This window comes from Flavobacterium sp. HJSW_4 (genome assembly GCF_042436695.1).
In the GTDB taxonomy this organism is placed as follows: domain Bacteria; phylum Bacteroidota; class Bacteroidia; order Flavobacteriales; family Flavobacteriaceae; genus Flavobacterium.
Genome location: NZ_JBHNPP010000034.1, coordinates 1 through 21,602, shown reverse-complemented (window position 1 = coordinate 21,602; position 21,602 = coordinate 1). Strand labels below are relative to the sequence as shown.

The following is a 21,602-nucleotide window of genomic DNA, read 5'->3' as shown; positions in this document are numbered from 1 at the left end:
TTAATTTATTGATTTTAATATTTTTAGAAAGCAGTAAATATAGTCTTTGAAGATTACCAAAAATTACGAACTATAATACCCACTTACTATGAATCAAACCGAAACTGTTGCAGCAAATCAAAGCATTACAACTACTGGAAAATACCGTTGGAGTATTTGTGCCTTGCTGTTCTTTGCAACTACAATCAATTACCTTGATAGACAAGTACTTTCGTTAACTTGGAGTGATTTTATCGCGCCAGAATTTCATTGGACTAATAACGATTACGGAAACATTACCGCTTTATTTTCAATCTTCTACGCAGTTTCATTATTGTTTGCAGGAAGATTTGTGGATTGGTTAGATACTAAAAAAGGATTTCTTTGGGCAATCGGAATTTGGTCTGTAGGAGCTTGCCTTCATGCATTCTGCGGTATTGCAACTTCAGGAATTATTACTGGCAATTGGTTTGTAGGTTTTCATGGTTCAAAAGAAATAATCAGTACAATAAGCGATACAGCATTGGTAATCAATGTGAGTGTAGCTTTATTTATTTTTGCTCGTTTCGTTTTAGCAGTTGGAGAAGCAGGAAACTTCCCGGCAGCGATCAAGACAACAGCAGAATATTTTCCTAAAAAAGACAGAGCATTTGCAACTAGTATTTTCAACGCAGGAGCAACAGTTGGAGCTTTAGCGGCGCCGATTACAATTCCTTTCATCGCAAAATCTTTCGGTTGGGAAATGTCATTCATCATCATTGGAGCTTTAGGTTTTGTATGGATGGGATTCTGGATGTTTATGTACGATAAACCAGAGAAGCATTCAAAAGTTTCTGCAGAAGAATTAGCTTATATTCAGCAAGATGATATTGCAGATAGTAAAATAGGTTTTAAACCAGAAGCAAAAGGTAAAGTGTCTCTAATTGAATGTTTTAAATACAAACAAACATGGGCATTTGCTTTCGGTAAATTTATGACAGACGGAGTTTGGTGGTTTTTCTTATTCTGGACACCAGCTTACCTAAGTTCTGTTTACGGAATGGATTCTACAGAAGCGGCACTTCCTTTATTTGTGCTTTATATGATCACTTTATTGTCAATTATTGGAGGATGGCTTCCGACTTATTTCGTAGAGAAAAAAGGAATGAATCCGTACGAAGGAAGAATGAGAGCAATGTTAATTTTTGCGTTTTTCCCACTATTAGCTTTGATCGCACAGCCTTTAGGATATATCAGTTACTGGGTTCCAGTAATTATCATCGGAATTGCAGGTGCGGCCCACCAATCTTGGTCGGCAAATATTTTTACAACTGTTGGAGATATGTTTCCTAAAAAAGCAATTGCAACGATAACAGGAATTGGAGGTTTAGCAGGTGGAATTGGTTCAACTTTAATCAATAAAGGATCTGGAGTGTTATTTGACCATGCAAAAGAAACGAATATGGTTTTTATGGGATTCAAAGGAATTGAGGCAGGATATTTTATTATTTTCTCAATTTGTGCAATTTGTTACTTGACAGGTTGGATTGTAATGAAATCATTGGTTCCTAAATATGCTCCGATTACTGATCTTTAAAGAAAAATTAGCCAAATTGAAATAATTTTTTCGTTTCAATTATGCTATTTAAATATAAAAATATAATTTTGTGCAATCGATTACATTAATTTAAAATTATGACAAAATATAGTTCAAGATACGCGTCAAGCCCTGAAGCTGTTAAAAAGTATGACACACAGCAATTGAGAGAAGAATTCTTAATTGATGATTTAATGCAGGAAGATGAAGTAGTGTTGGTTTATTCTCACTACGACAGATACATTGCAGGTTCTGCAGTTCCTGTAAAAGGCGATTTGGCTTTAGAAACTATAGATCCGCTTAAAGCTCCATATTTTTTAGAGCGTAGAGAATTAGGGATTATCAATGTTGGAGGAAGTGGTTCTGTTGTTGTTGAAGGAACAACTTATGAGTTAGGTTTTAAAGATGCTTTGTATATCGGAGCTGGAAATAAAGAAGTGGTTTTCAAAAGTGATGACAGCAGTAATCCAGCAAAATTCTATTTGAATTCTGCACCAGCTCACACTACTTACCCAACTAAAAAAGTAAGTTTAGCTGAAGCTAATAAATTACAGTTAGGAACAATGGAAACAGCTAATCACCGTACTGTAAACCAAATGATTATTGGAAGCGTGGTTACGACTTGCCAATTGCAAATGGGAATGACGGAATTAAAACCGGGAAGTGTTTGGAATACAATGCCAGCACACGTTCACGATCGTAGAATGGAAGTTTATTTCTATTTAGATATTCCACAAGATCAGGCAGTTTGCCACTTTATGGGACAACCGCAAGAAACAAGACATATCTGGATGAACAATCATCAAGCAGTTATTTCTCCGCCTTGGTCAATTCACTCAGGTTCAGGAACTAGTAACTATACTTTTATCTGGGGAATGGCTGGTGAGAACTTAGATTACGGAGATATGGATGTTTGTAAAATCACTGATTTAAGATAAGAAAATGACAAATTTATTTGATATAAAAGGAAAAGTTGCCCTTATCACAGGAAGTACGCACGGACTGGGAATGGCAATGGCAAAAGGATTAGGTCAGGCGGGTGCAACAATTGTTGTAAACGGAAATTCTTCTCAAGAAAAAATTGATAATGCTGTAGCAGAATTAAAAAGTGAAGGCATCAATGCAGTGGGTTACAAATTTAATGTAACAGAAGAGCAAGAAGTAAAAGCAGCTGTTCAGAAAATTGAAAGCGAAGTTGGGCCAATCGATATCTTAATCAACAACGCTGGAATTATTAAAAGAATTCCGCTTTTAGATATGGAAGTTTCAGATTTCAGAGAAGTAGTTGACATTGATTTAGTAAGTCCGTTTATCGTTTCTAAGCACGTTGCAAAAGGAATGATTGAAAGAAGACAAGGAAAAATCATCAATATATGTTCTATGATGAGTGAGTTGGGTAGAAATACCGTTTCTGCTTATGCTGCTGCAAAAGGCGGTTTAAAAATGCTTACGAAAAACATGGCAACAGAATGGGCAAAATACAATGTTCAGATCAACGGAATCGGTCCTGGATATTTTGCGACAGAACAGACAAAACCAATTAGAGTTGATGGACATCCGTTTAATGATTTTATCATTAGCAGAACACCAGCGGCTAAATGGGGAGATCCAAGCGATTTAGCCGGAGCAGCGATATTTTTATCATCAAAAGCGAGTGATTTTGTAAACGGTCACATTTTATATGTTGATGGAGGAATTCTTGCAACAATCGGAAAACCTTCAAACGAAGAATAATTTTCAAATTATATTTTAAAAGAAATGAGCCAGACATTCATACACGATAATTTTTTATTAGAAAATAAATATGCTGAAGAGTTGTACCACAATTACTCAAAAAATCAGCCAATTATAGATTACCATAATCACTTAAACCCACAGTTTATTGCTGAAGATAAAATCTTTGAAAATATTACTCAAGTTTGGATTAACGGAGATCATTACAAATGGCGTGCAATGCGTACATTAGGAATTAACGAACAGTTTGTAACAGGAAACGGATCTGATAAAGATAAGTTCTTAAACTGGGGAAAAACAGTTCCGTATACAATGCGTAACCCATTATACCACTGGACGCATTTAGAATTAGCTCGTTATTTTGATATTTACGATTTATTGAATGAGAAATCTGCAGAGAAAATCTATATCGAAACTTCTGAGAAAATTAATTCTCCAGCGTACAGCACGCAAAACCTTCTTAAAAAAGTAAATGCTGAATTAGTTTGTACTACAGAAGATCCAATTGATTCTTTAGAATTTCACCAAAAGTTCGCGAACAACTCAACTGGAATCAAGATGAGTACGGCTTTCAGACCTGATAAAGCCATCTTAATTGCTAATGATGGATATAATGCATATCTGGACACATTAGGGGATGTGTCCGGAGTTGCAATTAATACTTATGCTGATTTACAGTCTGCTTTAAGAAAAAGAATCGAATTCTTTAATGCAAACGGATGTAAATTAAGTGATCACGGATTAAATCAAATTGATTTTGAAAACTTTACAGAAAGTGAAGTAAACGCTATTTTCAAAAAGAAAAGAGAAAACGGCGAATTATCTCCAGAAGAAGTTTTAAAATTCCATAGTGCAATTTTAGTTTTCTTATCAGAAACGTATCATGAGTTTGGATGGGTGCAACAATTTCACTTAGGTGCATTACGTAACAACAATGCTCGTATGCACAGAATTTTAGGTCCAGATACAGGATGGGATTCTATTGGAGATTATCCACAAGCTCAAAAATTATCTGCATTCTTAAATGCATTAGATAGTAAAGATAAATTGACTAAAACTATTATCTATAACTTGAATCCTGCTGATAACGAAGTTATGGCAACAATGATTGGAAACTTCAACGACGGAAGCGTTCGCGGAAAAGTGCAATTCGGATCAGGATGGTGGTTTTTAGATCAAAAAGATGGAATGACAAAACAATTGAATGCACTTTCTAACATGGGCTTAATTAGCTGTTTTGTTGGAATGTTGACAGATTCTAGAAGTTTCTTATCATTCCCAAGACACGAATATTTTAGACGTATTTTATGTAATCTTCTTGGAGACGAAATCAAAAGAGGAGAATTGCCAAATGATATGGAATGGATCGGAAAATTAGTTTCTGATATCTCATACAATAACGCAAAAGAGTATTTCAAATTCTAACAAAAAGTTTTTTTGGAACCATTAAGACATTAAGAAAATTAAGTTTTTGGGGTAATAAATGATTTACTTAAATAAAGATAATTAAGCAAGCAGGCTTAATAAGCTTAACTTTTACTAGCAAAGAAAACATATAGTAAAACTTAATTTTCTTAATGCCTTAATGGTAAAAATAAATATAAAAATAATATGAGTAGAGTAGTTGCATTTGGAGAAATCATGCTTCGTCTTTCGACGGAGAGACACTTACGTTTTTCACAATCTACAGCATTTGGTGCTACATACGGAGGTGGAGAATTCAATGTGTGCGTTTCGTTGGCAAATTATGGCATTAATGCTGAATTTGTATCTAGATTACCTGAAAACGAAATTGGTTTTTCGGCTTTAAAAGAAATGCGAAAAATGAATGTCGAATCTAAAAACATGGTTTATGGAGGAGAACGTTTAGGGATTTATTTCTTAGAAACTGGTGCAGGAACTCGCGGAAGTAATGTAGTTTACGATCGTGCGCATAGTGCCATGTCGACTATTCAAAAAGGTATGGTGGATTGGGAAAAAGTTTTAGCTGGAGCTGAATGGTTTCACTGGAGCGGAATTACACCAGCAATTTCAGAAAGTGCAGCAGAAGCTTGTTTAGAAGCAATTAAAGTCGCTCATAAATTGGGAGTTAAAATCTCATGCGATTTAAACTATAGATCAAAACTTTGGCAATACGGAAAAACGCCAAGTGAAGTAATGCCAGAAATGCTAAAATACAGCAATGTAATTTTAGGAGATATCGATACGGCTTATTTCATGTTAGGAATTCCAAAAGTAAACCCAAATTATCAGGATGAGAAATCGCTTCCAGCAGTTTACGATAAATTGTTCGAATTGATTCCGAATTTGAAAATTGCAGCAACAACACTTCGTTATTCTGTAAGTGCTTCACACCAAAGAATTGGCGGAATTTTATACGACGGAAAAGCAATTCACAGCGCTGCTGTTAAAGAAGTTACTCCGGTTGTAGATCGCGTAGGAAGTGGAGACGCTTTCATGGGCGGACTAATTTATGGTTTATTAGAATATCAAAATAATAACCAAAGAGCATTAGATTTTGCAGTAGCTGCTTGTTGTTTAAAACATACTATTGCAGGAGATTACAACTTGGTTACCTTAAAAGAAGTGGAGAATATGATTGATGGTGATGGTTCTGCATTAGTATCAAGATAATTTTAAAAAGAAAATGGCAAAATATTCAAGAATTGAAGTAGCTCAGACAATGAAAGATAACGGAATGGTTCCTTTGTTTTTTCATTCGGATATCGAGCTAAGTAAAAAAGTTTTAAAAGCGTGTTACGACGGAGGTTCCAGATTAATGGAGTTTACAAGTCGTGGTGATTTTGCACATGAAGTTTTTGGAGCTTTAAACAAATATGCTTTGGCAGAACTTCCAGGAATGATTCTAGGAGTTGGTTCTGTAACAGACGCAGCTTCGGCTTCATTATACATGAGTTTAGGAGCAAATTTTATTGTAACACCGGTTTTTAGAGAAGATATAGCTATAGCTTGTAACCGAAGAAAAGTGCTTTGGTCGCCAGGTTGTGGTACTTTGACAGAGATTGCAAGAGCAGAAGAATTAGGTTGCGAAATCGTAAAATTATTTCCAGCTGATACTTACGGACCAGAATTTATTAAAGCAATAAAAGGTCCATGTCCTTGGACAAACATTATGCCTACAGGCGGCGTTTATCCAACGGTAGAAAGTTTGAGTTCTTGGCTGAATGCTGGCGCAACTTGTGTTGGTCTGGGTTCGCAATTAATCTCAAAAGATATATTAGACAGTAAAGACTTTGATGGCCTGACTGCAAAAGTGAAACAGGTTCTTGACATTATAAAAGATATTAGAAAATAGATTAAGGAGTAATCATGCCAAACTCCTTGTTTTATAAGTTTTTTTTAGATTTTTAGAGATTGTAATAGAGCATTACGCTTGAAAAATGAGTCCGCCATTCCTCACAGCAGATTTTATTTTACCCAATCGAGTGTGATGTTTCTTTTACAATTTTAAAGGCAGAAATGAAGAAATAAGGTTTATAAATGGTTATTTATAACGCAACTAACTTAGAATTCAAAATGAAAAAATTAAATAGAATAAATACAGGATTAGAAAAGTTACAGCCAATTAAGGTAGTTCAGTTTGGAGAAGGTAACTTTTTAAGAGCCTTTGTTGATTATGCTTTTTACAGACTAAATAAAGAAGTTGATTTTAATGCCGGTATTGCAATAGTTCAACCTTTGAAAGACGGTATGGTAAATATGATTAATGATCAGGACGGTCTTTATACCTTGTTTATGAACGGAATTAAAAAAGGTGAAAAGATACAAGATATTGAGTTAATTGATAATATCGTAAAAACGGTAAACCCATATACTGAATTTACAAATTATTTGGCTTTAGCTAAAGAAGAAGAACTTCAGTTTATTGTTTCTAATACTACAGAAGCTGGAATTGAATTTATTGAAAGTGATACTCCAGAGATGCAGCCGCCAGTGTCATTTCCTGCAAAATTGACGGTTTTATTATATGAAAGATTTAAACATTTTAATGGAGATGCTTCTAAAGGAGTTACAATAATTCCTTGCGAATTAATTGATTATAACTCTGAAACACTTAAAAAATATATTTTACAATATGTTGATTTATGGAAATTAGAAGATGCATTTAAAACTTGGGTATCAGATGCTTGTACCTATCATAGTACTTTGGTTGACAGAATTGTTCCTGGATATCCAAGAGCTGAAATTGAAGAATACAATAGTAAATTAGATTATGCGGACAATTTAATTGTTGCGGCTGAACCTTTTTTCCTTTGGGCTATTGAAGGTGGAGATGATTTAAAGGCAAAATTGCCTTTTCACAAAACAGATTTGAATGTAAAAATCGTTGATGATATACGTCCTTTTAAAATGATTAAAGTTCGTATTTTAAACGGTGCGCATACGGCAATGGTTCCTTTTTCACTTTTGCATGGTAATAAATTGGTAATGGAAACTGTTAACGGAGATTTTACCGGAAAATTTGTAAATAGTGTTATTAGTGAAATTAGTGAAACTCTTGATATGGACAAAAATGAAATTACGGCCTATTCTGAGGAAGTAATGGACCGATTTAAAAATCCATTTATCAAACATGCACTTGCAGATATTGCATTAAATTCTGTATCGAAATTCAAAGTAAGAGTTTTGCCTAGTTTATTAGGATATATTAAGGTTAATAAAAAACTACCTGTTAATTTGACTTTTTCATTTGCGAGTTTAATTCGTTTCTATAAAGGAACTTGGAATGATCAAAGTTTACCTGTTAAAGATGGTGAAGATATTACAACATTTTTCAACGGACTTTGGAAATCTGACGACTACGAGAAAATCGCTCGTTTAACATTACAAAACAAATCATTCTGGGATGAAGATTTAACTGAAATTCCAGGATTAACAAGAGCGATTACAATTGCTTTAGAAGAAATAGATTCAAACGGAATTGAAACTGGTTTTGCTAAGTTTCAAGAAAGAATAAAATAAGAAAAAGCAATTGAATCAATAATAAAAATCCAATTTGATCTGCTAAAATCTTTTAAAATCTGCGTGAAATATTTTTTGCGCGTCGATTTTTTCACGCAGATTTATACAGATCAAAGCAGATTTAAATTTATGAGGTTGAGTAAAATCGACGAAATATAATTTTACTCAACTGTTTAAAATATAAAAAAACAAAAAGAACAAAGAACAAAGGTTAATTATGGCAACGCAGAAAAAATTAATAAAAGTTCATCCTACAGATAACGTAGCGGTGGCTTTAGTGAATCTGTCAGCTGGCGAAGTGATTGATTTTGAAGGACAATCAATTGCTGTTGAGTCTGATGTGAAAATGAAACATAAGATTGCAATGGTTCCTTTTAATGTAGGAGACAGAATCATTATGTATGGTGTTTTAGTTGGTAAGGCGAGTGCAAGAATCGAAAAAGGAGGATTGCTTTCTACTGCAAACGTAAAACACGAGAGTGATAAAGTTACAGGTAAAACTGAAACTATTGGCTGGACAGCTCCAAATGTAGATAAATGGAAAGATAGAACGTGGCAGGGCTATCACAGAGAAGATGGACAGGTTGGAACAGAAAATGTTTGGTTGTTTTTTCCATTGGTTTTTTGTGAAAACAGAAACATCGAAATCTTAAAAGATATTTTTGAGAAAGAGTTGATGAAACCTAAAGAAAACGATTATCAATTATTGTTACGTTCTTTAGTGAAATCAGAAACAGGTGGAGCAGGAAATCAAGAAGCTTCAAACGACGCTAACTTGTTCAATAATATTGAAGTTAAATTCATTACACACCAAGGTGGTTGCGGTGGAATTCGTCAGGATTCTCATAGTTTAGCGAAACTTTTGGCGGGTTATGTGAACAATCCAAACGTAGCTGGAGCAACGGTATTGAGTTTAGGATGTCAAAATCTTCAGATTTCAATTTTCAAAGAAGCTTTAGATGCAATTAATCCAGACAGTAAAAAGCCTGTTTTAATTTACGATCAACAATCTATCGGAACAATTGAAACGATGTTGAGCAGTGTGGTAAAAGATACTTTTGAAGCCATTAAAAAAGCAAACGAAATTAAGAGAGAACCAGCTCCATTATCTAAATTAAGAATTGGTTTAGAGTGCGGTGGATCTGACGGATTCTCTGGAATTTCTGCAAACCCAACTTTAGGAGTATTGTCTGATAAATTGGCAGCATTAGGAGGAACGACAATTCTTTCTGAGTTCCCTGAATTATGTGGTGTTGAGCAAGAATTAGTAAATCGTTGCGTTGATGACGAAGACGGAAAACGTTTCTTAGATTTGATGAAATGGTACGAAAAAACAGTTGTTGATGCTGGTTCAGGATTTGACATGAATCCTTCTCCAGGTAACATCAAAGACGGTTTGATTACTGATGCTATGAAATCTGCAGGAGCAGCTAAAAAAGGAGGAACATCTCCAATTGCAGGTGTTTACGATTACGGTGAATATATTAACGAGCCAGGATTAACATTACTATGTACGCCAGGAAACGATGTAGAATGTACAACTGCAATGGTAGGTTCAGGAGCGAATATGGTATTGTTTACAACAGGTTTAGGAACTCCTACAGGAAATCCAATTGCGCCAGTAGTAAAAATATCTTCTAACTCTGAGTTGGCCGCAAAAATGTCTGATATTATCGATATTGACACTGGAGGAATCATCAAAGGTGAAAAATCTATCGAAGAAATGGCTGATGATATGCTTGAAACTATTATCGATATTGCTAGCGGTACGGTAAAAACTAAAGCTGCGATTTTAAATCAAAACGATTTTATTCCTTGGAAAAGAGGAGTTTCGCTTTAAATTTTTAGGTTCAAAGTTACAAAGAGACAAAGTAACAAAGGTTTATATGGAGAGACGCACACTAGTGCGTCTTTTTTTTGAACCATATAAGTTATATAAGTTCATTTAATTTTTTTAGGGTCAAAGTTACAAAGGGACAAAGTAAGAAAGGTTTATATGAAGGACGCACAGTAATGCGTCTTTTCTTTTTTATCGATATGTTATAATTAAGATAAAAGCTCCAGCGGAGCTAAATATTTATAGCCAACAAAATAGACATTCGAAAAAAAAGCTCCAGAGGAGCGACATATTTGTGTTTAGGGCAAAAAAAATAAGCTCACGATTAAATGAGCTTATATAACTTATATGGTTAAAAAATATCTTTTATTTGCTAGAAATTGGTTCTTGTAGAAGATTTACGAATGTGTAATTCTGGTGCAAGGACGACCTTTTTCTCGATTTTAATGGTATCTGTTTTGTCTACTTGTTCTAAGAAAACGCGAGCAGACATTTTTCCCATTTCTAATGGCGACTGATCTACAGAGGTGATAGATAATTCCATAAATTTGGTAAAAGGCTCATTACTGAAACCTGCTACGCAAAACTCATTTGGAATACTGATATTTCTGTTTTGAAGTTCCTGAATTGCGCCTAAAGCAGCGAAATCACTTGAAGAAAATATGGCGTCTGGTGGAGTTGCTAAAGCCAGTAATGTGTTAGTTGCTTCTTTTCCAGCTTCAACGCTACTTTTTACATGAATAACATATTCTTCTTTAAATTCCAATCCGTTATCTAATAAGGCTTGTTTGTAGCCTAAAAACCTGTTTTTAAAGATGTCTAAAGATTGATCTCCTGAAAGGTGTGCAATATGTCGGCAGCCTTCGTCAATCAAATGTTTAGTTGCTAAATAACCACCTTTAAAGTCATTAATGGTGACAGAACTTACGCCATCAATATGTTTGCTTCTATCAAAAAATATCAGAGGTACATTTTTTTCTAATACATTTCTGAAAGCGCTATCGTTTTCATCTGAAATACCCGTAACCGACATCATAATTCCGTCAACCTGTGCATCTACTAATGTATGAAGGTTTTCATTTTCTCTTTTAATGCTTTCGTGTGTCTGACAGATAATTACTTGATAGCCATGTGGATAAAGCTCTTCTTCGATTCCTCGAATAACTGAAGCAAAAAAGTTGCTGTCAATACGCGGTACAATAACTCCGATATTATTACTTCGACCGCTCTTTAAAGCTAGTGCCAATTTGTTTTGCTTGTAATTCATCGCAGCGGCAGTTTTAATAACCAATTCGCGCGTCGCTTCCTTTATTTTAGGATTATTGTTTAACGCTCTGGAAACAGTTGCAGCTGTGATGTTTAATTTTTCGGCAATATCGTAAATAGTTACTTTTTCACTCATTCAAAAAAAGTTTATCGGATTATTTTTAGACAAAAGTACATTTTTTTTCATTATGTAATAAAAATTGTTATCGATTACCATATCTAAAAACTCAAACGTTTTAGATTCTACAATGATAATAAATTATCTAATTTTTTGCATTAAATGTAATTAATTTTTGTAATAAAAATTAAATATATAATTTTTTTCTAAATTAATTTGGTCTAGTAGAACATTTTTTCTACTTTCGTGTAATCGATTACATAATTATTGCCGTTTTCATCCAGTTCAACTAGAAATTCCACTCAAATGATTACAAATAAGAGTATAGCGTTTAAATCAATTGTTTTTTTAAGCATGATAGTAATTTTGACTATATCATGCTCGAAAAAAATTACAGCTATAGCTGAAAATGATCCGTGGAAAACGATGGAATTAACGGTGAAAAACCTTCCAAAAACAAACTTTCAGAATAAAACGTATAATATTAATGATTTTGGCGCTGTTGCAGACGGTAAAATGTTAAACACTTTGGCTTTCCAAAAAGCAATTCAAGAGTGCGCAAAAAATGGAGGAGGAAAAGTTTTGGTGCCAAATGGAAAATATTTAACTGGAGCAATTCATTTAGAAAGTAATGTAAATCTGCATTTAGACGATCATGCAGAGATTCTTTTCAGTTTAAATCCAAAAGATTATCCTATTGTTCATACTTCTTGGGAAGGAACAGAAGTAATGAACTATTCACCGCTTATTTACGCAAAAAACAAAACCAATATAGCAGTTACAGGAAAAGGAACTTTAAACGGTCAAGCAGATAGCACTAATTGGTGGATTTGGTCTGGCGGAAAAGATTATGGCTGGAAAAAAGGGATTCCATCTCAAAATGATCCAACGAATCGTGAAGTTTTGGTTGATATGGCCGAAAAAGGGATTCCAGTATCAGAAAGAGTTTTTGGTGAAGGACGTTATTTAAGACCCAACTTTATTGAATTTTTTGAATGTAACACAGCTTTAGTAAAAGATGTAACAATCATTAATTCTCCTTTTTGGATTTTACATCCAATAAAAACAAACAACATGATTATTGATGGAGTGACAGTGAACAGCCACGGTCCCAATAATGATGGTTGTGATCCAGAATATTCGCAAAACATTTTAATCAAAAACTGCACTTTCAATACGGGAGACGATTGTATCGCAATAAAAGCGGGACGTGATGGCGACGGAAGAAGAGTTGCAATACCAAGTAAAAATATCATTGTTCAAAACTGTAAAATGGTTGATGGTCACGGCGGTGTTGTTATTGGAAGCGAAATTTCTGCAGGAGTGAATAATGTTTTTGTAGAAAATTGTGTAATGGATAGTCCGCATTTGGATCGTGCCATTCGTATCAAAACCAATTCGAAAAGAGGCGGAGTGATTGAGAATATCTATGTGAGAAATCTAGAAGTGGGAACGGTGAAAGAATGTGTTTTGAAACTAAACATGTTTTACAATGTGTACGGATCTCAGACAGGAAATTTTATTCCGGTCATTAGAAATGTAAGTTTAGAGAATGTAACTGTGAAAAACGGCGGAAAATACAGCGTTTGGGCAGAAGGTTATAAGGAGTCTCCAGTTGAGAATATTACTTTGAAAAATGTAAAAATTCAGAAGGTAGATTCTGTCTATTTATTAAAAAACGTAAAAAACATAAATTTTGTAAACACCTATATCAATGAGAAAAAAGTAGAATCTATTAAGAATTAAAAACACTATCAATTAACCAAACTTTAAACCACATGAGTATTAAACAATTATCTGAGAAAAAAGATAAATACGGGTTTGTATTTTTCTTTTTCCTGAATTTTTTGCTGTGCAGTACTATAAATGCACAGTCAACCACAATTGAAGGGAAGATTACCGATGCGACTGGAATGTCGCTGCCAGGGGTAAACATTAATGAAAAGGGAACTAAAAACGGAACTTCAACAGACTTTGAGGGAAGTTTCAAAATTAACGTATCAAATAGTAAGGCTATTTTAGTAATAAGCTATTTAGGATTTCAGTCACAAGAAGTTAGTGTAGCTGGAAAAACAAAAATCAATGTTAGTCTTGCTGAACAATCAAATTCATTAAACGAAGTTGTTGTTGTAGGATATGGTTCTGTAAAAAAGACAGACCTTACGGGATCGGTTAGTACGATCAGCGCGGCTACAATTACAGAAAGAAATACAACAAATGCATTAGAAGCTATTCAAGGTAGTACACCAGGGGTTCAGATTTCATCTTCATCAGGACGTGCAGGAGACGGATTTAAAGTGGTAATTAGAGGAAATAACTCTCTAATTGCAGATTCTAGCAATCCAAACGTAGTGGGATCTTCTCCATTATATGTTGTAGATGGTGTTCCTATGGATGGAATTGATTTCTTAAATCCACAGGATATTGCGAGAATGGACGTTTTAAAAGATGCTTCATCTGCAGCTATTTACGGTTCTAGAGGATCAAACGGGGTTATTATCGTTACAACAAAAAGTGGTACTAGTGCAAAAGCAGGTATCAGCGTAACTTTTGATACTTCTTACGGAAATAAAATAGCAACTAGATTGCCAAAAATGATGACAGGAGAAGAGTGGTGGAAATTTCACCAAGTTGCTTACATGAGCGCAACGCCTCTTACACAAACTCCAGCGCAATTGGCTACTTTGGCAGGAAATCAAAGCCCGTTATTAGTTTCTCGTGCAAACAGCGGTTACAATTTTGACTGGTATGATGCTGTACTTCGATCAGGAATGACAGAGAATAATTATTTAAATATTTCAGGACGTGCAGATTCTGGCTTAAGCTATAACTTAGGATTCGGAATTCAGAGCGATCGCGGACTTATTGAAAATGATGCGACAGATAAATATTCGTTTAAATTAGGATTGAATCATAAAATAAACGACAAATTTTCTACAGGAGTAAACGTTACAATTGCAAGATTAGACAATCAATTAGGAAGTGATTTAGCCATGCAAGATGCTTTCAGATTAAGTCCGCTTATGTCTCCATGGGCTATTGATGCACAAGGAAATGAGAAAGTTGGAACTTTATTTTTCTTGCCAGGAAAATTGACTTATCCTAATAATGATTGGGCAATCAACAAAACGTCTACTGTGAATCCTTTAATGGAAATTGCTAATTCTTCTCAAACAGAAAAAACATGGCAAACAGTAGGAAATGCCTATTTCCAATATCAACCGCTAAAATGGCTTTCATTCAAAACGACATTTGCGGCAGGAATTATGGATACACAAAATTCTAAAGCTTACACGGCACAAACAAATGCTGGGGTAACATTAAACGGAAAAAATTCAGCTACTTTAGAAAACATAAACAACTTCAACTATACTTGGGATAATCAAGTTGATTTGAAACATACTTTTAATGAAGTTCACGATGTTAGCGTATTATTATTACAAAGTTTGTATTCAAATACAGATGAAAGTTCATACTTATATTCTAATAATCAGCCTTTTGATGTTGGAACTGACAACATGGGTTCTGGAGCACAAACGAGCTATGTAATCAAATCTGCTTATGCAAAAAATACTTTGAACTCGTATGCAGTACGTATAAACTACGGATTTAAAGACAAATATTTGATTACAGCTTCTACAAGATGGGATGGTTCATCTGTATTATCTGAAGGCAATAAATGGGAAAGTTTTCCATCATTGGCTTTAGGATGGAAATTGAGCAAAGAATCATTTTTAGCAAACAGCAAAGTTGTTTCAGATTTAAAACTACGTGCAAGTATTGGTTACACAGGAAACGACAACGTAGCACCTTATACTTCTCAAGCATTATTAAACCAGCAGACATTTTACGCTGCGGGTCCAAATGTGGTTCCAGGATGGCAGTCAGAGAATTTAGCTAATCCAAATTTAACTTGGGAGAAAACAAGAGAATACAATTTAGGTATTGACTTCGGATTCTTAAACAACAGAATTACAGGTACTGTTGATGTATATGATAGATTATCAGATAATTTAATTTACAAACAACAATTGCCAGCAGAATCAGGATGGAAAAATACATTTGCAAACGTTGGTTCTGTAAGTAATAAAGGTATCGAGGCTTTATTAACTACGAAAAACATTAAATCTGGAAAGGTAACTTGGGAAACTACTTTTACGTTTACTAAAAACGTAAACAAATTAGAGTCAATTTACAATCAAGATAAAGTAAGTGATATTGGTAATAAATTAATTCTTGGAGCGCCATTAAATCCGAACTACAATTATGTTTATGACGGAGTTTGGCAAGAAAGCGAAGCAGCTCAGGCAGCATCTTACGGAATGGCTCCTGGACAAGCAAGACCAAAAGATTTAAATGGAGATGGTAAATTTAACCAAGACGATAGAACTGTTATTGGAAATCCAAATCCAGAATGGCAAGGAAGTTTGTACTCAAAACTTACTGTTGGGCAATTTGATTTTAATTTCTCAGTTTTAACAAGCCAAGGACAAACAGTTCTAAGTACTTTCCACCAAAACTTTGCCGATGTAAGTGATAGAGGACGTCAAAAATTAGCAATGGATTACTTTATTCCAACCAACGGTGCTGGAATCGAGGCAAATGCTAACACTACAAACCCAAGACCAGGACCAGTTGCAACAGGTGCAGGAGCTTATTGGACTTCTTTATTTGGTTACTACAGAGATGTTTCTTATGTGAAAATCAAAAATATATCTTTAGGTTACACTTTAGATTCTGAATTATTGAAAAAATTAAAAATTTCTAATTTCAGAATTTATGTAAACGTTCTAGATCCGTTTGTGTTTACAGATTTTGATGGTTACGATCCAGAATGGGCAGGTTCTGCTTTTGGAGTAAACCGTCCAGCTGCAGTAACTACACAATTAGGATTAAGTGTTAAATTTTAATAAAGATATTCAAATGAAAAAAATAATAGTAATGCTAGGAATAATTGCTGCATCTGTAAGTTCATGCAGTGAATATATTGAAGAAGATAGCCGCTCATTTGTACCGGCAGATGGAACATACAAAACAGCAACAGGATTTCAGTTATTGGTAAATACAAATTATGCTTGGTTAAAAGGAATTTACGGAGGAAATCCGTGGCTTTTTGAAGCAGGAACAGATATGTATGCTGAAGGAAGAACTCCGGAACCAGCAGGATTAAGTCAATATACACTTTTGATTCCTTCTTCAGACAACGTTGCAGATTTGTACAATTCTTGCTACCAGCAAATTCAAGCAGTAAACAAGACCGTATATTATTCTACAGTTACAGAACAAACATCAAACATAAATACACTTGTTGGTGAAGCACGTTTTTTAAGAGCAAATGCTTATTTCTTATTAGTGCAAACGTATGGTGGTGTGCCGATTGTTTTAGATAATATTACAACTCCGGTTTTATCTTTCACAAGAAATAGTGCCGAAGAAGTATACACGCAAATCATTGCCGATTTAGATTTCGCTTTAGCGAATGTTGGAACTGCCGCTTACAGTACAGCTGGGAAAGTAAACAAAAGAGCAGTAAATGATTTATTGGCAAAAGTATATTTAACAAGAGGATACGAAAGTTTTGCAAAACCAGATGATTTTTCAAAAGCTGCCACTTATGCTGATGCTGCAATTGGAGGTCAGACTTTAGCTATTGCATTCGATCAGTTATTTAAACCTGGAAACGATTTAAATGCAGAAACTATTTTCTCTGTTCAATACGATAAAGCGTCAACAAGTACAGATCCAACAAAATTGGGTAACAACCAGTTTTACTATTTCAGTTCATATTTAGGAGGTGCTGAAACAGGAGCTCCATTAAGAAGCTATAATTTGTGTCCAACTGATTATGCTTTAGGTTTATACGAAAAAGGCGATGCAAGATGGAATGCAACTTTTATGACAGAAATTGTAGAAGGACCTGAAACAACAAACGGAGTAACAAAAACTATTTTATATTATCCGTATTACAGAAGTTCAAATCCTTCGACTTTAAAAGTGAGACATTTTTATGAGCCAAAATGGTATACATCTGCAGATAAAGCTACTTACATGACAACAAATGCTTCTAGATTAGCTTCGACGTTTGTTTATCATCCATGGGGAGAATATTCTGCTGCACATACATTAATCAAAAACTTAGATTGTTATACTATTCCAGTTAAGAAATTTGATGATCCAGATCCGACTACGCCATCAAGCACTGGACCTGTAAGCACAAGAGACATTATTGTTTCTAGACTTGGAGAAACTTATCTGGTAGCTGCTGAAGCTTATTTAAAAGCAGGAAATCCACAAACTGGATTAGACCGTTTAAATGAAGTAAGAAGAAGAGCAGGTGTTGCTAATGCGACTTTAGCTCAATTTAATATCGACTATATCTTAGACGAAAGAGGTAGAGAATTATTAGGTGAATACAAACGCTGGTTTGATTTGAAACGTACTGGAACTTTGGTTGCTAGAGCTTCAGCTCATAACTATAAAATAAAAGAAGCAAATTTTGTTGGTATTGATGGTAAACAAAAAATTTTAAGACCAATACCTCAAACAGTTTTGGATTTAAACCAAAACAAAGATTTTCCTCAGAATCCTGGTTATTAGTAATTTGTTAGTTTTTTGAGAACTATGTTTTTTGAAGTAGTTAAAAAGGAGTTTGACTATAAGTCGAACTCCTTTCTTAACTAAAAAATGAAAATTTAAAATGCGAAAATTTAAATTAATCTTAGTATTGTTTTTTAATGTCATTGTAATGCAAAGCCAGCAATACAAGGTTGATACTTCGTATACTATAAAAAGTACTTATACTAAATTAGTTAAGAAATATCCCTTTATTACAATTCCAGAAGTAAAAGCCAATCCAGAGGTTAAAGAAACGTTCGATGTAGCTTACAATCAAAAAGATCGTGCTTTGCATTTTGATGCTTTTGTCAATACAAAAAAGAAAAAAAATCCTGCCGTAATTATGATCCACGGAGGAGGTTGGAGATCAGGAAATAAAAGTCAAATGCAGTTTATAGGGAAAGAAATTGCTGCAAAAGGCTATTCTTGTTTTGCAATCGAATACAGATTATCATTAGAGGCAAAATATCCAGAAGGCGTTATTGATGTGAAGAATGCGATAAAATTTATTAAAGATAATGCGGCAAAATTTAATGTAGATCCAAACAAAATTGCAGTTTTAGGCTGCTCTTCAGGAGGGCAAATGGCAGCTTTGATTGGTACAACAAATAATAATCCGCTTTTTGAAGATAAAAATTTTAAAAGCAAATCTTCGTCAAAAGTTCACGCGATAATAGATGTTGACGGAGTTTTAGCATTCAAACATCCAGAATCTTCAGAAGGAGATATGGCAGCTTTTTGGTTAGGAGGAAAATCAGATGAAATACCTGAGAATTGGAAAAACGCTTCGGCATTAAGCAATACGGACAAAAATACGCCGCCCGTTTTATACATCTGCAGCAGTATTCCGAGATTTCATGCAGGAAGAGATGACATGATCAAGATTTTGAACAATTATAAAATCTACAATGAAGTGCAAACCATTCCAGATTCGCCTCATTCATTTTGGTTTTACGATCCTTGGTTTACACAGACAATTTCGTACAGCGTACAATTTTTAGATAAAATTTTTAAATAATTTAGAATACAAAAATGAAAGCAAGAATCGCCACGGCAATTTTATTTTTCGCGGGTTTAACTGCCGTAAATGCGCAGAATGACACTCATAAAGTTAGCACGCAAAATCAAGCCGATGTGGAAAACAGCGTAATTCCGTACGACTTAAAATGGTCAGAACGAACAGCACTTTCTATTTTAAATAAATATCCAAATGCTTGGCAGCTTGATGGAAATGAAAAGCCAAAATGGGATTATAAAATGGGTTTTGTATTATCTGGTTTTGAGAAATTATATCAAAAAACAAACAATAAAAAATACCTGAATTACATCAAAGAATATGTTGATGGAATGATTGATAGTACGGGAAATATTAAAAAATATGATATTAAAGAATACAATATCGATTGTTTGAATCCAGGAAAACTGTTGTTTAATTTATATGATATAACAAAAGATTCTCGCTATCAGAAGATTCTCGGACAACTGAGAAATCAGTTAGAAAGCCAGCCGAGAACACCAAGTGGAGGATTTTGGCACAAACAGATTTATCCAAATCAAATGTGGATTGACGGTTTGTACATGGCAGAACCTTTTTATGCGCAATTTACCGTTAAATACGAAAAAGGAAAAAATCTGGATGATATTGCGAAACAATTTGAATTGGTTCAAAACCACATTGTAGATAAAAAAACAGGTTTGGTTTACCAAGCTTGGGATGAAAGTAAAGAGATTGCGTGGGCTGATAAACAAACGGGAACTTCGCCAACAATCTGGGGGAGAGGAATTGGTTGGTACATGGTGGCTTTGGTCGAAACGTTAGATTATTTTCCGAAATCACATCCAAAGCACAAAGTTTTGGTAGAGTATTTGAATCAGATTGCAAAAAATGTGAATCAGGTTAAAAGTGAAAATGGGCTTTGGTATCAAGTTGCTGATAAACCAGAATTGTACGGAAATTACGTAGAACCATCAGCTTCTGGAATGATTATTTATGCTTTTGCAAAAGGAGCGAATAAAGGTTATTTAGCGTCAAGCTATAAATCAACAGCCAAAAAATCATTTGACAGTTTTGTAAAAGAATTTGTGAAAGTAGATAAAAAGGGAGAAGTAAATGTTTTAAATGTTTCATCAAATGTAGGTTTGGGTGGAAAACCATTCCGCGATGGAACAAACAGTTATTATTTAGCTTCAAAAACAAAAGATAACGGTGCAATAGGTTTGGGAGCATTTTTATTAAGTGCAATCGAATTGGATAAATAAAAATGGTTTGATGGAATTTTTTAAACACATAGAAACATAGTTTTTAGGAATTTACTAAAGGCGTTTCACTTAGAATAATACACATAGACTATGTGTTAAAGCTTGCTTTTTTGGTAATCTTAAACGCAGAACAATAAAATCTATGTTTCTATGTGTTGAAATTATATTTTGTTCAATTTCATAACAGATAAATAAATGTTTAATAATGGATAGAAAGAAAAAATATTTTGGTTCACTGATTGCGATGGGATGTCTGTTATTTTCATTTTTGAATGTAACGGCTCAAGAAAAAACAATTGCTATTTCTAAAGATTTGAAGTGGTCTGAAAGAATGGCTCTTTCTATTATGAAACGTGATCCAAAAGCTTGGCAGATCGATAATAACGAAAAACCAAAATGGGATTATAAGCTAGGTCTTGTGATGACTGCTTTTGAGAATTTATACAATAAAACAAATAATCCGATTTATTTCAATTACGTTAAAGAGTATTATGAAACAGCGATAAACAGTTCTGGTGATATTCTAAACTATAAATTAGAAGATTATAATATTGATTATATAAATGCTGGTAAAGGGCTTTTTGAAGTTTATAAACAGACAAAAGATGAACGTTACCTTAAAGCGATGCAGCTTTTAAGAAAACAATTAGAAACGCATCCGAGAACAAATTCGGGAGGATTTTGGCACAAGAAGATTTATCCAAATCAAATGTGGTTGGATGGTTTGTATATGGGAACTCCTTTTTATGCGCATTACACAGCTGAGTTTGAACAAGGAAAGGGTTTCGACGATATTGCAAAACAGTTTGAGCAGGTTCACCAGCATACTTTAGACCCAAAAACAGGACTTCTTTTTCATGCTTGGGATGAAAGCAAAAAAATGGATTGGGCGAATAAAGAAACGGGAACTTCACCTAATTTTTGGTCTCGATCTATTGGCTGGTATATGATGGCTTTGGTAGATGTTTTAGATTATATGCCAAAAGACCATCCAAAAAGAAAAGAACTGATTCAATATTTGAATGACATTTCGAAAGCTGTGGCAAAATATCAAGATAAATCAGGATTATGGTATCAAGTTACAGATGCTGGAAATAAAAAAGGAAATTATCTTGAAGCTTCAGGTTCTGAGATGTTTGTTTACGCATTTGCGAAAGGAGCAAAAAAAGGATATCTTCCTAAAAGCTATAAAAACTTAGCAGAAAAAGGATTTGACGGTATTGTAAAAAAACTCA

General features: G+C 34.2%; 15 protein-coding genes. 14 read left to right on the top strand and 1 reads right to left on the bottom strand.

Annotation, left to right across the window (positions count from 1 at the left end; all coding sequences use genetic code 11):
* Positions 1-88: 88 nt before the first annotated feature.
* The 8 genes from ACE01P_RS21375 (at position 89) to ACE01P_RS21340 (ending at position 10,112) form a co-directional block, all read left to right on the top strand.
* Positions 89-1,555 (top strand): MFS transporter, encoded by a 1,467-nt coding sequence (locus ACE01P_RS21375; protein ID WP_379701074.1) that lies wholly within the window; start codon positions 89-91, stop codon positions 1,553-1,555.
* Between the two features lie 98 nt (positions 1,556-1,653).
* Positions 1,654-2,493, top strand: coding sequence for a 5-dehydro-4-deoxy-D-glucuronate isomerase (gene kduI, locus ACE01P_RS21370; RefSeq protein WP_379701073.1), 840 nt, complete (start codon positions 1,654-1,656; stop codon positions 2,491-2,493).
* Positions 2,494-2,497: 4 nt separating this feature from the next.
* Entirely contained in the window at positions 2,498-3,289 is a 792-nt protein-coding gene (locus ACE01P_RS21365) for a gluconate 5-dehydrogenase (protein ID WP_379701072.1), read from the top strand.
* A gap of 24 nt (positions 3,290-3,313) precedes the next feature.
* Positions 3,314-4,714, top strand: a complete 1,401-nt coding sequence (gene uxaC, locus ACE01P_RS21360; protein WP_379701071.1) for a glucuronate isomerase — start codon at positions 3,314-3,316, stop codon at positions 4,712-4,714.
* Positions 4,715-4,900: 186 nt separating this feature from the next.
* On the top strand, positions 4,901-5,923 hold the full coding sequence (locus ACE01P_RS21355; protein ID WP_379701070.1) for a PfkB family carbohydrate kinase: 1,023 nt from the start codon (positions 4,901-4,903) through the stop codon (positions 5,921-5,923).
* A gap of 13 nt (positions 5,924-5,936) precedes the next feature.
* The gene (locus ACE01P_RS21350; protein WP_379701069.1) at positions 5,937-6,605 is read left to right on the top strand and encodes a bifunctional 4-hydroxy-2-oxoglutarate aldolase/2-dehydro-3-deoxy-phosphogluconate aldolase; all 669 of its coding nucleotides are present in this window, start codon (positions 5,937-5,939) and stop codon (positions 6,603-6,605) included.
* Positions 6,606-6,826: 221 nt separating this feature from the next.
* Positions 6,827-8,272, top strand: coding sequence for a tagaturonate reductase (locus ACE01P_RS21345; protein ID WP_379701068.1), 1,446 nt, complete (start codon positions 6,827-6,829; stop codon positions 8,270-8,272).
* A 217-nt stretch (positions 8,273-8,489) separates the two neighbouring features.
* On the top strand, positions 8,490-10,112 hold the full coding sequence (locus tag ACE01P_RS21340; RefSeq protein WP_379701067.1) for a UxaA family hydrolase: 1,623 nt from the start codon (positions 8,490-8,492) through the stop codon (positions 10,110-10,112).
* 370 nt (positions 10,113-10,482) lie between these two features.
* On the opposite strand, the gene ACE01P_RS21335 is transcribed toward ACE01P_RS21340, so the two are convergent.
* Complete coding sequence (locus ACE01P_RS21335) at positions 10,483-11,511, bottom strand: LacI family DNA-binding transcriptional regulator (protein ID WP_379701066.1); 1,029 nt, start codon at positions 11,509-11,511, stop codon at positions 10,483-10,485.
* A gap of 288 nt (positions 11,512-11,799) precedes the next feature.
* On the opposite strand from ACE01P_RS21335, the gene ACE01P_RS21330 reads away from it, so the two are divergent.
* The 6 genes from ACE01P_RS21330 to ACE01P_RS21305 all read left to right on the top strand — a co-directional run.
* Positions 11,800-13,239 carry a glycoside hydrolase family 28 protein gene (locus tag ACE01P_RS21330; RefSeq protein WP_379701065.1) on the top strand — a complete coding sequence of 480 codons (1,440 nt, stop codon included), beginning with the start codon at positions 11,800-11,802 and terminating at the stop codon, positions 13,237-13,239.
* Between the two features lie 32 nt (positions 13,240-13,271).
* Positions 13,272-16,403, top strand: a complete 3,132-nt coding sequence (locus ACE01P_RS21325; protein ID WP_379701064.1) for a SusC/RagA family TonB-linked outer membrane protein — start codon at positions 13,272-13,274, stop codon at positions 16,401-16,403.
* Positions 16,404-16,416: 13 nt separating this feature from the next.
* Complete coding sequence (locus tag ACE01P_RS21320) at positions 16,417-18,090, top strand: RagB/SusD family nutrient uptake outer membrane protein (RefSeq protein ID WP_379701063.1); 1,674 nt, start codon at positions 16,417-16,419, stop codon at positions 18,088-18,090.
* Positions 18,091-18,190: 100 nt separating this feature from the next.
* Positions 18,191-19,126: an alpha/beta hydrolase fold domain-containing protein gene (locus tag ACE01P_RS21315; RefSeq protein ID WP_379701062.1), complete on the top strand. Its 936-nt coding sequence runs from the start codon at positions 18,191-18,193 to the stop codon at positions 19,124-19,126.
* Positions 19,127-19,140: 14 nt separating this feature from the next.
* Positions 19,141-20,367 carry a glycoside hydrolase family 105 protein gene (locus tag ACE01P_RS21310; RefSeq protein ID WP_379701061.1) on the top strand — a complete coding sequence of 409 codons (1,227 nt, stop codon included), beginning with the start codon at positions 19,141-19,143 and terminating at the stop codon, positions 20,365-20,367.
* A gap of 205 nt (positions 20,368-20,572) precedes the next feature.
* Positions 20,573-21,602, top strand: a 1,030-nt coding sequence (locus ACE01P_RS21305; RefSeq protein WP_379701060.1) for a glycoside hydrolase family 105 protein, incomplete at its 3' end; no start/stop codon positions are given.

What these genes read in the sequence shown, in the direction of transcription:
- ACE01P_RS21315 (WP_379701062.1), top strand. Translation starts at nt 18,191, where the DNA reads ATGCGAAAATTTAAATTAATCTTAGTATTGTTTTTTAATGTCATTGTA.
- ACE01P_RS21340 (WP_379701067.1), top strand. Translation starts at nt 8,490, where the DNA reads ATGGCAACGCAGAAAAAATTAATAAAAGTTCATCCTACAGATAACGTA.
- ACE01P_RS21350 (WP_379701069.1), top strand. Translation starts at nt 5,937, where the DNA reads ATGGCAAAATATTCAAGAATTGAAGTAGCTCAGACAATGAAAGATAAC.
- ACE01P_RS21365 (WP_379701072.1), top strand. Translation starts at nt 2,498, where the DNA reads ATGACAAATTTATTTGATATAAAAGGAAAAGTTGCCCTTATCACAGGA.
- ACE01P_RS21330 (WP_379701065.1), top strand. Translation starts at nt 11,800, where the DNA reads ATGATTACAAATAAGAGTATAGCGTTTAAATCAATTGTTTTTTTAAGC.
- uxaC (WP_379701071.1), top strand. Translation starts at nt 3,314, where the DNA reads ATGAGCCAGACATTCATACACGATAATTTTTTATTAGAAAATAAATAT.
- kduI (WP_379701073.1), top strand. Translation starts at nt 1,654, where the DNA reads ATGACAAAATATAGTTCAAGATACGCGTCAAGCCCTGAAGCTGTTAAA.
- ACE01P_RS21355 (WP_379701070.1), top strand. Translation starts at nt 4,901, where the DNA reads ATGAGTAGAGTAGTTGCATTTGGAGAAATCATGCTTCGTCTTTCGACG.
- ACE01P_RS21320 (WP_379701063.1), top strand. Translation starts at nt 16,417, where the DNA reads ATGAAAAAAATAATAGTAATGCTAGGAATAATTGCTGCATCTGTAAGT.
- ACE01P_RS21335 (WP_379701066.1), bottom strand. Translation starts at nt 11,511, where the DNA reads ATGAGTGAAAAAGTAACTATTTACGATATTGCCGAAAAATTAAACATC.
- ACE01P_RS21375 (WP_379701074.1), top strand. Translation starts at nt 89, where the DNA reads ATGAATCAAACCGAAACTGTTGCAGCAAATCAAAGCATTACAACTACT.
- ACE01P_RS21345 (WP_379701068.1), top strand. Translation starts at nt 6,827, where the DNA reads ATGAAAAAATTAAATAGAATAAATACAGGATTAGAAAAGTTACAGCCA.
- ACE01P_RS21310 (WP_379701061.1), top strand. Translation starts at nt 19,141, where the DNA reads ATGAAAGCAAGAATCGCCACGGCAATTTTATTTTTCGCGGGTTTAACT.
- ACE01P_RS21325 (WP_379701064.1), top strand. Translation starts at nt 13,272, where the DNA reads ATGAGTATTAAACAATTATCTGAGAAAAAAGATAAATACGGGTTTGTA.